The organism is Nocardia higoensis NBRC 100133 (assembly GCF_000308595.1).
Taxonomy (GTDB): Bacteria; Actinomycetota; Actinomycetes; order Mycobacteriales; family Mycobacteriaceae; genus Nocardia; species Nocardia higoensis.
The window spans coordinates 34,238-46,597 of sequence record NZ_BAGA01000057.1 but is presented as its reverse complement, the minus strand read 5'-3'; the positions used below and the strand labels follow the sequence as shown (position 1 = coordinate 46,597).

The following is a 12,360-nucleotide window of genomic DNA, read 5'->3' as shown; positions in this document are numbered from 1 at the left end:
TGCGCGTACTCGCCGGGCGACGCACCGACCGCTTCCGTATCGGCACCGACCAGCAGGTGATCGACGCAACCGGCCGCAGCCGCATCTCCATGGAGGACGCCGCCGTGGCGCTGGTGGACGAGGCCGAACTACCCCGGTTCGTCCAACGCCGCCTCACCATCGGTTGCCAGCGGCTCCCGACCTGGCTGGGATCTCGACGGGTTCGTCATCGCCCGACGACCGGACCGAAGTGAGCGGAGCGGTAACTTCGCGGGTGCTCCTCCACCGATTCTCCAGCGCGGGAACAGTATTAGGACCATCACCCCGGAGAGTCCGACTGTCTCGGGCTACCCGGAGGTGATCGAGCTGCGCATGGCCGCGAGCGCTTCCTGCTCGTGGACGGGTCCGGTGACGTCGATTTCGGCATCGGTGGCGGCGACGAGATCCGCGCAGCCGAGGGTGAAGTGGGGGCCGTCGGTGAGGATGGCGGAGAACGCCTCGGTCGATGCCGCGAACACGATCCGGGTGACACCCGCCCACACGCACGCCGCCGCGCACATGGGACACGGCTCGCCGCTGGCATACATCGTGGAGCCCGCGAACCGGTCGGCGTGGCCGTCGGCGGTGGCGCGGCGGATGGCGGCGAGTTCGGCGTGCGCGGTGATGTCGCCCGCGGAGGCCACTTCGTTGCGGCCTTCGGCGAGCACGGTGCCGTCGGCCGCGACCATGACCGCGCCGAACGGGCGGTTGCCCGCCGCCGCGGCTTCCACGGCTAGTGCGATGCTGCGGGTGAGGAAGCCGAATTCGGCTGTGGGGACGGTCATGCGCTCATCTCTACTCGGGTTCCGAGGTCGGCGGCGAGTGCCGCGTCGACGAGGGTGCGGGCGGTGGCGAGATCCTGCAGGCCGATGCCCACGGAGTTGAACAGGGTGATGTCCTCGTCGTGCTCACGGCCGAGTCCGGGATCGAGGATGACGTCGCCGAGTTCGACGGTGATCGCTTCCTCGGTCAAATGCCCTTCGCCGATGGCGAGCAGGACGTCACCGGACTTCGTCAGCGCGGTGGGGCGGCTGTCGACGACGAGCCGGGCCGAGCCCATTCCCGGGCCGTCGATCTCGCGGTGGTCGGCGCGCGGCGGGGCGCCGACGGCATTGAGGTGCAGGCCGGGACGGAACCACGCGCCCTGGACGATCGGGTCCTTCGACGGTGTCAGCGTGCAGACGATATCGGCGGCCCCGAGCACGTGGCGAGGTGATTCGGCCGGCTCGACGCACAGGTCGAGGTCCCGGACGCGGCGGCGGAACTCCTCGACGGTCGCCTCGCTGCGCGACCAGACGAGCACTTTGTCGATCGGCCGGATACGGGCGATCGCGCGGGTGTGCTCGACCGCGAGCGTGCCCGCGCCGATCAGGCCGAGGGAGGTGCTCGAGGTCCGGGCGAGGTGGGCGGTGGCGACGGCACTGGCGGCGGCGGTGCGGATGGCGGTGATGAGCCTGCCGTCGAGGACGGCTTCGCATTCGCCGGTCAGCGCCGACATCAACACGATGGTCGAGCGTTGGGTGGGCAGGTCCGCGGCTCGGTTGCACGGCATGTCGGACAGCATTTTCACCGAGCTGGCTCGCTGCCGTGTCGAGGCGGCGACCATCGGCAGCACCGCTCCCCCGTTGTCGAGCGGGAGGACCGGTGGCGCGGGATTGCGGGCGATGCCGGTGGACAGGTCGGCGTGCGCGCGTTCGACGGCCTCGTAGACGGTGGGCCGGTCGATCAGTGCGGCGATGTCGGAATGGGTGAGCACGAGGGTCATCTGCGTTGCCTCTCGGATAAGTGGTCAGACGCGGCCGACGTAGGGGACGGTCAGGCACGAGGGGGCCTTGCGTCCGCCGACGAAGCCGCTGATGGCGACGATCGCGATGAGGTAGGGCAGCATCACGAGCACGGCGTAGGGGATGTTCACCCCGACCGCGGGTAGTGCGAACTGCATGGCCCTGGCGATGCCGAAGAACACCGCGGCCCAGAGGATTCCGGTGACGCGCCAGCGGCCCGCGATGACCGCGACCACGGCGAGATAGCCCATGCCCGCGGTCATGTTCTCGCTGAACGACCGGACCTCGGAGAGCGCGAGCTGGGCGCCCGCCAGACCACCGGCGCCGGAGGCGATGAGCACGCCGACGACGCGGGTGCGGTTGACGGCCAGTCCGGTCCAGCCCGCCGAGACGGCGTCCTCGCCGACGGCGTCGAACCGGATGCCGATCATCGTGCGCTTGGCGAAGATCACCGCCAGGGCGGCGATGACCGCCAGGCAGAAGTAGCCGAGCACGGTTTGGCCGAACAGTGCGGGCCCGATGATCGGCAGATCGCTCAGGACCGGGATCTCGATATCGGCGAAGGCGGGCACGTTCTGGCCCTTGCCGCCGTCGAGCAGCACCCGCGCCCCGAAGGTGGTGAGCCCCAGCGCGAGTGCGTTGGCCGCCACGCCGACGACGATCTGGTCGGCGCGCAAGCGCACGCTCAGCAGCGCTTGGACAACTCCGAAGATCAGTCCCGCGACGATTCCCGCGACGGCGCCCAGTACGGCCGATCCGGTGCTCACCGAAGAGAGCACGGCCGCGAACGCGCCGGTGAGCATCATCCCCTCCATGCTCAGGTTGAGCACCCCGGCGCGCTCGGAGACCGATTCGCCGGTGGCGGCCAGCAGCAGGGGGATGGCGAATGCCACTCCGCTGGTGACTACTTCGGTGATCATGTCGGTGCTCATGCGAGGACCTCCTGGGCGGGGGTTCCGGTGCGAGCCGCACGGCCGGCTCCGCGTCGAGGTTCGGCCGTGCTCGTCCACCACGCGGCGCCTGCGATGAGGATGATCAGCACGCTCTGGACCACGGTGATCGTGGCGGCGGGCACGCCGGCGGCGAGCTGGAGGTTGATGCCACCGGAGACCAGGAAGCCGAACAGCAGGGAGACCGCGATGACGGCGGTCATCGATCCGCGGGCCAGCAGCCCGACGACCAGTCCGCTGAAGCCGAATCCGGAGGAGAATCCGTCGGCGAGGATGAACGGCGCCGAGGCGACCAGCAGTCCGCCGGACAGCCCGGAGAACCCTCCCGCCGCGGTGAGTCCGAGGAACGCCGTGCGATCGACCGGGATGCCCAGGCGAGCCGAGGCAGTGCCGGACAGCCCGACGCTGCGCAGCCGCAGGCCGGTGGCCGTGTGGCGCAACATGATTCCCACCGTGATCACCGCGATCACGGCGATCACGATCGCGATCGTGGCCGGATTCTTGTGGAGGCCGAGCAGCGGCAGGTGCGCGGAGGCGGACAGCGGTTGCGATTGCGGCAGCGTCTCCGAGGAGGTCATCGGCTGACGCAACAGCGACGGTTCCTGGACCATCAGCACCACCAACGCCAGGCCGACGAAGTTCAGCAACAGGGTGGTGATGATCTCGCTGGTGCCGCGGCGGATCCGCAGCCAGGCGGCGATCGCGGCCCACCCCGCACCGGCGAGGACGGCGGCGAGCAGGGTCACCGTGAGACCGACGGGCAGTGGCACGGAATCGGGAACCGACACACCGACAGCGGTGGCGGCGATTCCGCCCAGACATATCTGGCCTTCGCCGCCGACATTGACCGGTCCGGCCCGGTAGGCGACGGTGAATCCCGCTGCCACCAGCATCAGCAGTGCGGCATTGTTCAGGGAGGTGCCGATCGCGAACGGCGATCCCAGGGTTCCTTCGACGAGCGCGTCGACGACCGATGCCGGGTCGGCTCCGGCCGTGGCTGCCAGGGCCAGGCCGACGACGGCCGAGACGGCCAGGGCGGCCGAGGCGATCACCAGGGGGTGGCGGGCGTGCAGGTTCGGCATCGACGCGGCGATGCGCAGCCGGGGTGCGAGGGAGTCGGTCATGCTGGTACTCCGGTCATGAGGACGCCGATATCGGTCGCGGCGGTGGGCGAATCGGTGCTCACCGACCCGAGTAGCGCGCCGCGGTAGGCCACGACGATCCGGTCGCACACGGCGAGCAGTTCGTCGATCTCGCTGGAGGTGATCAGGACCGCGGCGCCGTCGTCGGCCGCGGCGCGCAGCCGGTCCAGGACGAACGCGACCGCACCGGCGTCCAGGCCGCGGGTGGGTTGCGCGGCGACCACGGCACGGAGCCCGACGGTGGACAGTTCGCGGGCGAGCACGACTTTCTGCTGGTTGCCACCGGAGAGCGAACCGATCGGGGCGTCCGGGCCGGGCGCGCGGATCGAGTAGTCGGCGATCACGGCGGCGGCGTCGGCGCGCATCCGGGCTCGATCGAGCAGGCCCCACCGGCGGTAGTGCGACAGCCGGGGCAGCGCGAGGTTCTCGGCGATCGACAGCTCACCGACCATCCCTTCGGCGTGGCGGTCCTCGGGGATCACCGCCAGGCCCGCGGCGGTCCGTTGCGCGGGCGAGGCTCCGGTGAGATCGGCGCCGTCGAGTGTCACCGTGCCGCGGTCGGCGGCCAGCGCGCCGGACAGCACGGCGGTCAGTTCCGACTGCCCGTTGCCCTCGACGCCCGCGATTCCGACGATCTCGCCGCGCCCGATGCTCAGTTCCACCTCCGACAGTGCGGTACTGCCGTCCGGGCGGGTGACATCGAGGCCGCTCACCCGCAGGACCGCCGCGGTGCCGGTGCTCGTGCGCCTGCGCGGGGTGGCGGTTCGGGCGATCGGCCGGTTGTCGCCGAGCATGAGTTCCAGCAGCGAGGACAGCGGTACATCCGCGAGCCGTCCCCCGCCGACGACGGTGCCCCCGCGCAGGACGGTGGCCTCGTCGGCGGCGCGGGACACCTCACCGAGTTTGTGGGTGATGAGCACGACCGACCGGCCGTCGGCGGCCAGGGCGGCGCAAGTGGCGATGAGCGCGTCGATCTCGGTGGGATCGAGCACCGCGGTCGGTTCGTCGAGCAGGATCAGCCGGGGATCGCGCAGCAGGGCCTTGACGATCTCGACTCGCTGGCGCGCGCCGACGGTCAGCTCGCCGACGACGGCTTTCCGGTCGACGCGCAGGCCGTAGCTGTCGGCGATGCGGTCCAGGTCGGCCGACAGCCGGCCGCGCGGCGGACGGAAACCGTCGCGTCCGAGCAGCAGATTGTCGGCGACGGTCATCGTGGGGATCAGCGAGAAGTGCTGGTGCACCATCGCGACCCCGGCCCGCAGCGCGTCGGCGGGATTGCGTGGCCGATAGTCGGCGCCCGCCAGGGTCATGCTGCCGGTGTCGGGCGAGACGGTGCCGTAGACGCTGTTGCACAGCGTCGACTTCCCCGCGCCGTTCTCCCCCAGGATGCAGTGCACCGAGCCCGGTTTCACGGTCAGCGTCACCGCGTCCAGGGCGCGCACCGTGCCGAACGACTTCCCGACCCCGTTCATCGACAGCAGTGCGGTGGTGGTGGCGGCGGAGATCGCGGTGTCTTCGGTGATGGTCATCGTCATCGCCTCTCGTCTCGGCCCCGGTGCGTCAGTAGGGTTCGACCGCGCCGGAGACGATGGCCGCCTCCGCGTTCGCCAGCGCGGCGGTGACGGCCGGATCGGTCGAGCACACGATGAAGTCGCTGCCGCCCTTGTCGGTGGTCACGCCGAAGGGCACCTGCGCGGCCGTCCACGTGCCGTCCAGCACCGCGGACACGGCGTACTCGATCTCGGTGCCGATGTCGGTGCGCACGAAGCCGGCGTAGACGGTGTTGGCGCAGTCGCCCGGGATGGGCCCGCCGTTGAGTCGTTTGCCCGATTCCTGGGCGGCCTGCTCCATGCCCTGCTTGCCGAGGTTGACGATCTGCCCCAGCACATCGGCGCCGCCCGCGTATGCGGCGCCCGCGGCCTGCTTGGCCTTGGCCGGGTCGTTGAAGTCACCGACGTACTGCGGCGCGAGCACCTTGGCGTCGGGCCGAACGAACCGGGCGCCGTTGCCGAAGGCCTTGGCGGCGTTCACGATCGCAGGCAGCTCCACTCCGCCGACGAATCCGACGGTCCCGCTCTTCGACGACATCGCGGCCGCGGCGCCGGACAGGAATTCGGCCTCGGCCTGCTGCGGGTCGTAGTAGGCGAGGTTCGGCAGCGGCTCGGCATCGGCGGGTCCGCCGATCTCGACGAACTCGACATCGGGGAACTGCGGGGCGATCGCGCGGACATCGGCGTCGGTCTGGCCGCCGACCGAGATCACCAGATCGTTCTGTGCGGCGAAGCGCTGCAGCGCCTGCTGGTAGTCGGCCGCGGCGACCTGCTCGACGTAGCTGATGTCGACCCGGTCGCCGTACGCGGCCCGGATGCGCTCCACACCGGCGTATCCCGACTGCATGAATCCGGTGTCGTTGATCGATCCCGGCAGGAAGACGCCGACCGACAGGGCTCCGTCGGCCGAACCCGAATCCGACGCCGTGCAGGCACTCAGCCCCAGCGCCAGCAGACCGGCGGCTGCGGCGGACAGAACCTTGGTGGCGGTGGTGACCTTCATAGGACTTCTCCCGAATCAGGGCTACCGATTAGCGGTATACCGTTATGAGAAGGGTCGGCCCGCTCTATTTCCATCCCGTTGCCCGCCGGTAATGATCCGATTACCGGTATACCGCTATATCCGGGGTGTCTATGCTGGTGAGACAGCGCCGAGAGGAAGAGGTCGATGGTGACACCCGTGATGGCCGGGGCGGATCGGAAGTCCTTACGCGATGTCGCCTACGACGAATTGCGCTCGCGCATAGTCAATCTGCAGCTCGCACCCGGCACCCGCCTGATCGAGCGCGACTTGGCCGAAGACCTGGCGGTCTCACGCATCCCGCTGCGCGAGGCGATGCAGCGGCTGCAGCGCGACGGTCTGGTCGTGGTGGTGCCGCGCCAAGGCGCCATCGTCTCCCCCTTCACCGCCGACGACGTCCGCGACCTCTTCGACGTCCGCGAGAACCTCGAAGTACTCGCCGCGCGCCTGGCCGCCGAACGCGCCGACGACGAGGGCCTGGCCGCCCTGACCGCCCAACTCGACACCGCCCGCCGCGCCACCGAACGCCGCGACGAGGCCGCCATCGCCGCCGCGAACGCCGGATTCCACGCCATGATCGTCGAACTCGCCGCCAACCCCCTGCTCGAGTCGCTCCTCCAGCCCCTGGAAGCGCGCACCCAGTGGCTGTTCCACCTCACCAAAGACCGCGACGCCGCCGTGCAATGCCGCGAACACGAAGAACTCCTGGCCGCCATCGCCGCCCACGATCCCGACCGCGCGGCCGAATCCGCCTTCCACCACGTGCATTCCGGGCGCGAGGCCAGCGTGCAGATGGCCGCGCAATGGTCGAATACCGACATCGACCCGATCCACCTCACCAAGAGCCGCCGCCGCGGCGGAGCGTAAGGCCCGCCGCCTGATCGTCGGCCCGCCCGGCCGGCTCTCGTGGACCTTCGAGGGGACCTTCGACCAGGACGGGCACGGGGCGGTGGATCAGGTCGAGCCGAATCAGGGCCCCTGGGGGTTCCTGGTCGAAGAACTGGCCACCGACATGGCGCATCAGGACCCCTTTCCCGACACTCGGGCACTGGCGGCCTGCCTCCACCTCGCCGAGGGCGGCGGCTGGGGCCACGTGAGCAAGGAGGACTGTGCCGAGATGGCGGACGAGTGGGAGACCGGCCTCGGCGAAGAGCCCGACGACCGCGATTGGTTCGGCCAACCGATCGCCGATTGGGTTCGTGAATCGAAGCGGCCGACAAGGACCTCATCGGCTTCCGGGTCGGAGGATCGGCAGACACGCACGGAAGCGCTCGGGCATAAACGCAGGTGAAAGGCTATTTGTGGGGCGGGCGGGGCTCGAACCCGCGACCAATGGATTATGAGTCCACGGCTCTAACCGACTGAGCTACCGCCCCGCTTCCGCGGCGGGACCGCGGCGTCTGGATGTTACCGGCTGCGGCGGGGCGGGCACCACTCGACCACCGTCGAGACCGGGACGGGCAGGCGACGCGGGGCGCGGGAAATGGCGTACGGCGGCATTGACGTACGCGCTCGTTACAGAGGGGCGGTGGCGGATGGACGCCGGGAGCCTGTGCGGCGAATGGTCGCCGGGAATCGTTGCGCGGAGGGTTTTCCGATGCGGATCACGCTCGAAGAGCGCAGTTCGGCGAACCGGCTCGCGCATATTCAGGCTTGTCGAGCGGTCGGATCAATCGGCGCGATTGCCGACGGTCGTGCCGGCGCGGGAAGCGGCGGCGGTGTAGCGACTTTCGTCGCGCGGGGGTCTGCTGGCGAATTGGACTACGGCGAACACGAGCATGAGGACGAGGGCGACTACGGCGACAACGATCAGCGTTTCCACGCAGAGACCATAACCTCACTCACGTTCGGGAGCGTCATAGAGCGGGCCAAGTCACAGTTTACAGGTGATTGAAACTTGAACAGCTCCAAAACCATTGCGGCGCACGGTTGGTCGATTTCAGCTATGGCGGCCACGAATGCGGTCGTCGCGGCTGGTCACGAGCCTCCGCCGCAACCTCCGCCGCCACCGCAACTGCTTCCTCCGCCACAACTGCTACCCCCGCCGCAGCCGCTCGATCCACCGGAACATCCGGTCGCACCCGAACATCCACTGTCGCCGAAGTCGGAGCCGCTGCCACCACTCCCGTCGCCGAAGTCGTGGTTGTGATGGTGGCCGTCTCCCCCACCGATATCGGCGGCCGACCACAGCGCGGGGTCGTATCCGCCGCCGCCGCTTCCGTAAGGAGGTGGCGGGAGTTGCCCGTTGAAAGAATTGATCATTCCGACGACGAACGCGACTATTCCCCCGCCGATGAGCAGAACGAGAACGACGACCAACACGATCACGGCCACTGTCATCGGTGAATCGTAGCGGCGCAGCGCCGTACAGTGAATCGTGCGGATTTTTCCCTTCCGGGCCCGGCAGGCCGCTCCGATCGACCTGCGCGATGTGGAGCAAGTGGTGGCCGCGCTCGAACTGCCCGAGGCGGTGTTCAAAACCTGCCCGTGGCAGCCGCGGGAACTGGTGGAGTCCGGGCTTCGGCAGTGGTTGCGCTGCTGCGGCGCGGCGATGCGCGACGGCCAGGTGATCGGGATGCCCTCGCACGCGGTCGACGAGGCGTGGCACGGATTGATCTTGTGCACCGAGCGGTATGCGGATTTCTGCGACAAGGCCTATGGACGGTTTCTGCATCACTATCCGGACGGCGGCGGGGCACCCCCCGGCGTCTCGCACGGCTCGATGGCCGAGCAGTTGGGGCGCACGGTGGTGGCCTGGTCGATGGTCGCACAGCCCGGCGAGCGATGCGTGTTGTGGGATCTGGATCGCGCGGTCGACGTGGAGCACCCCTGGGGCATTCCGGCGGAGCGGGTCGCGGCGATCGAGGCGGAACTGCACAAGGTGGCGCCGAGCGGCGACTAGAACAGGTTCTAGTAGCATGTCGCTATGGAACGCCTGACCGGATTGGATGCCAGCTTCCTGTATCTCGAGACGAGGACGCAGCATCTGCACGTATGCGCGCTGATCATCCTCGACCCGACGGCCGAGGGGTGCGACTACTCCTTCGAGTCCTTCAAGGCGGAGTTGGGGCGGCGCATCGCCCACGTGCCGCAGATGCGCAGGCGGCTGCGGACCGTGCCGCTGAATCTGGACCATCCGCTGTGGGTGGAGGACGCGGATTTCGATCTCGACTATCACATCCGCCGCTACGGGCTGCCGCGACCGGGCGGCCGCAAGGAGCTGGCCGACCTGGTCGGCGACATCGCGGGCACCCCGATGGACCGCGACAAGCCGCTGTGGCAGATGCGGGTGGTGGAGGGGGTCGACGGCGACAAAGTCGCGGTGATCGCCAAATACCACCACGCGGCCGTCGACGGGATCACCGGCGCCGACATGATGATGCACCTGTGCGATCTGGAGCCGGGCGTGACGGAGGCCCCGCCCGCCGAGCCGCCACGCGCCGATGCCGAGCCGGGCGATCTGCGATTGATGGCCGAGGCCGCGATCCGGTTTCCGGCGCGAGCGGGCGTGCTGGGCATGGTGCCGAAGACGGTCGGGATGCTCGCCGGGTTCGCGCGGCGGCGGCGCAACGACGAATCGGGCATGGCGCTGCCGTTGACCGCGCCGCGCACGCCGTTCAACAGGACGATCACGCCGCACCGGGCGGTGGCGTTCACCGAGGTCGATCTCGACACCGTCCGCGAGATCAAGGACGCGTTCGGGGTGAAGGTCAACGATGTGGTGCTCGCCGTGGTCGGCGACGCGCTGCGCGATTATCTGATCGCCCGCGATGCGCTGCCGGACCGCTCGCTGCTCGCCTCGGTCCCGGTCTCGGTGCACGAATCGACCAGGCACACGAAGGGCACGAACAAGGTCTCCTCGCTGTTCTGCGCGCTCGGCACCGATATCGCCGATCCGGTCGAGCGGCTGGCCACGGTCGCGGAGGCGAACAAGGACGCCAAGGACGAGCACGAGCACGTCGGCTCCGATTTCCTGCAGGACTGGACGCAGTACGTGCCGCCGAACACCTTCCGGCTCGCGATGCGGCTCTATTCGTCATTCAAACTGGCCGAACGCCATCCGGTGGTGCACAACCTGGTCGTCTCGAACGTGCCCGGACCGCCGATGCCGCTGTACTTCCTCGGGGTGAAGATGGTCAGCATGTTCCCGTTCGGGCCGGTCTTCCACGGCGCGGGGCTGACCATCACGGCACTGTCGACCAACGGTCGGCTCGACTTCGGGCTGATCGCCTGCCGCGAGCTGGTGCCGGACGTGCAGGAGCTGGCCGACGCGATTGCGGAGGCGGTGCAGCGGTTGCGAGTGGCCGCCGCCCAGCACGATTGAGCCTTGTCGCGCGGGCAGGGCCGGACGCCGGGAAAGACCTGCTCACAGCCGCGCCGCGACCGCATCGGCGGCCACGAGCACCGCGGGCACGAATCGGTCGGCGCCGAAGACGCAACCGGTGTGACCGGTGCGGGCGAGGTGGATGGTGGCGCCGGGGATCATGGTCGCCATCTCGACCTGCCGGTACACCGGGACGGCACGGTCGCGGGTCGTGATGACGACGGCGGTCGGGGTGTCGAGGGTGTGCAGCCACGCGCTCGCGTCGAAGCGGCCGATCTCGGCGATCACCTGGGTCAGCGCCCAGGGGCTCGTGCTGCGGAATTCGGCCATCGCCCAGCGCTCGAAATCGCCCGGCACCCACGGGTCGCCGGCCGCTTCGGGCAGTCGCCGGGCGAGTTTCTCCGCTCGGCGCAGCGAGAACGGCGCGACCAGGTCGGCGGCGAGACCGAACACCTGATGGAACACCTTCTCGCGCCGGGTCTCCCGGAACTTGTAGGGCGTCGCGCACAGGACGAGTCCGGCGACGCGGTCGGGGTACAGGTGTGCGGCGTTCAGGGCGACCGCGCCACCCAGCGAGTAGCCGGCACAGATCGGGTTCGGGAGGTCCAGCGCGTCGGCGACGGCGATCACGTCGTCGGTGCAGTCGGCGATCCGGAAGGCGCCGGAGCGGATGCCACGACCGTGCCAGCGCTGGTCGAACAGGATCAGCCGGAATTTCTCCGACAGCCCTTCCAGGACCGGGAACCAGTTGAGCAGTGCGGTGCTGGCGGTGCCGTGCAGCAGGATCATCGGCGGCGCGCCCCTGGGGCCGGGGATGTCGACGATGTAGGTACTGCCGCGCCCCGGCAGGTCCAGCTCACGGCCGCCGGGCACGCCCGCGATGTCGGGCACGCCCACCCGCCGCACCAGCCGGTGGATTCGCCGCGCGCGCACATCGGGTCCGGCCATCGTCGTCCACCTTCCGCCGCACGATCCGGCACCGGAAATAGAACACGTTCCACCAGCCAGCGTAGCGCCTCACCCCCGGTGTGAACGGCGGCGTCGCCGTCGGCCGGGCCGGCCCGGACTGCTGTAGGCGGGAACACGCCGCTCCCGGGCTTCGGCGGCGCGCGCCCGGACACGAGAGCGGCCCGGACTCCGACGAGTCCGGGCCGCATCGTGCGGGCTTCTCCTGCGTGCGGGTATCAGCCGTAATGGCAGACGTAGTGCAAGGTTTCGAGCACCTCGATCTCGAAGGAGCTGTCACCCGGCACGCTGAACGACTGGCCGCCGGAGTAGGTGACGGCCTCGGTCTCACCGTCGAGCGTGACGCGGCAGCTGCCCTCGATCAGTTCCATGGTCTCGGGCGCGGCGGTGCCGAAGGTCAGGCTCGCGGGCTGGATGACGCCGACGGACTTCGACGTGCCGTCGGGCAGCTCGAGGCTGTAACTCACGCACTTGCCGTCGAAGTACACATTGGCCTTCTTCGCGACGGTGACGTTCTCGAACTTCGACATGCGCCTTCTTTCTGCTCACCGGTCCGGGGGATTCGCAGCGTACTGGAGGCCGTGCTGCGACCGGGGTCACAGGTC

At 69.4% G+C, this 12,360-nt stretch carries 13 protein-coding genes, 1 tRNA gene and 1 pseudogene; 6 read left to right on the top strand and 9 right to left on the bottom strand.

Going from position 1 to position 12,360, the window contains the following annotated elements; genetic code table 11:
* Positions 1-233: pseudogene (locus tag ON26_RS07155) on the top strand (hypothetical protein); the annotation flags it as partial.
* Positions 234-326: 93 nt separating this feature from the next.
* On the opposite strand, the gene ON26_RS07150 reads toward ON26_RS07155, so the two are convergent.
* From ON26_RS07150 to ON26_RS07125, 6 genes are read right to left on the bottom strand one after another with little or no spacing between them, the layout of a single operon-like run.
* Positions 327-803 (bottom strand): nucleoside deaminase, encoded by a 477-nt coding sequence (locus ON26_RS07150; RefSeq protein WP_040795198.1) that lies wholly within the window; start codon positions 801-803, stop codon positions 327-329.
* On the bottom strand, positions 800-1,783 hold the full coding sequence (locus ON26_RS07145) for an ornithine cyclodeaminase family protein (RefSeq protein WP_040795197.1): 984 nt from the start codon (positions 1,781-1,783) through the stop codon (positions 800-802). Before ON26_RS07145 ends, ON26_RS07150 begins: the two co-directional genes overlap by 4 nt.
* 24 nt (positions 1,784-1,807) lie before the next feature.
* Positions 1,808-2,734, bottom strand: a complete 927-nt coding sequence (locus ON26_RS07140) for an ABC transporter permease (RefSeq protein ID WP_040795196.1) — start codon at positions 2,732-2,734, stop codon at positions 1,808-1,810.
* Positions 2,731-3,834 (bottom strand): ABC transporter permease, encoded by a 1,104-nt coding sequence (locus ON26_RS07135; protein ID WP_040795210.1) that lies wholly within the window; start codon positions 3,832-3,834, stop codon positions 2,731-2,733. The genes ON26_RS07140 and ON26_RS07135 overlap by 4 nt, the downstream gene beginning before the upstream one ends.
* Positions 3,835-3,872: 38 nt before the next feature.
* On the bottom strand, positions 3,873-5,423 hold the full coding sequence (locus tag ON26_RS07130) for an ABC transporter ATP-binding protein (protein WP_040795209.1): 1,551 nt from the start codon (positions 5,421-5,423) through the stop codon (positions 3,873-3,875).
* A 31-nt stretch (positions 5,424-5,454) separates the two neighbouring features.
* Positions 5,455-6,447: a BMP family ABC transporter substrate-binding protein gene (locus ON26_RS07125; protein WP_040795195.1), complete on the bottom strand. Its 993-nt coding sequence runs from the start codon at positions 6,445-6,447 to the stop codon at positions 5,455-5,457.
* 165 nt (positions 6,448-6,612) lie between these two features.
* Here ON26_RS07125 and ON26_RS07120 point away from each other — a divergent pair, with 165 nt between their 5' ends.
* Both ON26_RS07120 and ON26_RS07115 read left to right on the top strand, forming a co-directional pair.
* Positions 6,613-7,332: a GntR family transcriptional regulator gene (locus ON26_RS07120; protein WP_245545755.1), complete on the top strand. Its 720-nt coding sequence runs from the start codon at positions 6,613-6,615 to the stop codon at positions 7,330-7,332.
* An 82-nt stretch (positions 7,333-7,414) separates the two neighbouring features.
* Positions 7,415-7,756, top strand: a complete 342-nt coding sequence (locus tag ON26_RS07115) for a hypothetical protein (RefSeq protein ID WP_040795193.1) — start codon at positions 7,415-7,417, stop codon at positions 7,754-7,756.
* Positions 7,757-7,767: 11 nt separating this feature from the next.
* Here ON26_RS07115 and ON26_RS07110 read toward each other — a convergent pair.
* Positions 7,768-7,841 (bottom strand) — tRNA-Ile (locus tag ON26_RS07110).
* A 221-nt stretch (positions 7,842-8,062) separates the two neighbouring features.
* Here ON26_RS07110 and ON26_RS33190 point away from each other — a divergent pair.
* The 3 genes from ON26_RS33190 (at position 8,063) to ON26_RS07100 (ending at position 10,789) form a co-directional block, all read left to right on the top strand.
* Positions 8,063-8,359 (top strand): hypothetical protein, encoded by a 297-nt coding sequence (locus ON26_RS33190; protein ID WP_157171809.1) that lies wholly within the window; start codon positions 8,063-8,065, stop codon positions 8,357-8,359.
* A 489-nt stretch (positions 8,360-8,848) separates the two neighbouring features.
* Entirely contained in the window at positions 8,849-9,367 is a 519-nt protein-coding gene (locus ON26_RS07105) for a glycine-rich domain-containing protein (protein ID WP_040795208.1), read from the top strand.
* Between the two features lie 24 nt (positions 9,368-9,391).
* Entirely contained in the window at positions 9,392-10,789 is a 1,398-nt protein-coding gene (locus tag ON26_RS07100; protein ID WP_040795192.1) for a WS/DGAT/MGAT family O-acyltransferase, read from the top strand.
* A gap of 42 nt (positions 10,790-10,831) precedes the next feature.
* On the opposite strand, the gene ON26_RS07095 is transcribed toward ON26_RS07100, so the two are convergent.
* Both ON26_RS07095 and ppnP read right to left on the bottom strand, forming a co-directional pair.
* Positions 10,832-11,737, bottom strand: a complete 906-nt coding sequence (locus ON26_RS07095; RefSeq protein WP_051026772.1) for an alpha/beta fold hydrolase — start codon at positions 11,735-11,737, stop codon at positions 10,832-10,834.
* Between the two features lie 236 nt (positions 11,738-11,973).
* Entirely contained in the window at positions 11,974-12,285 is a 312-nt protein-coding gene (gene ppnP / locus ON26_RS07090) for a pyrimidine/purine nucleoside phosphorylase (protein ID WP_040795191.1), read from the bottom strand.
* Positions 12,286-12,360: the final 75 nt, after the last annotated feature.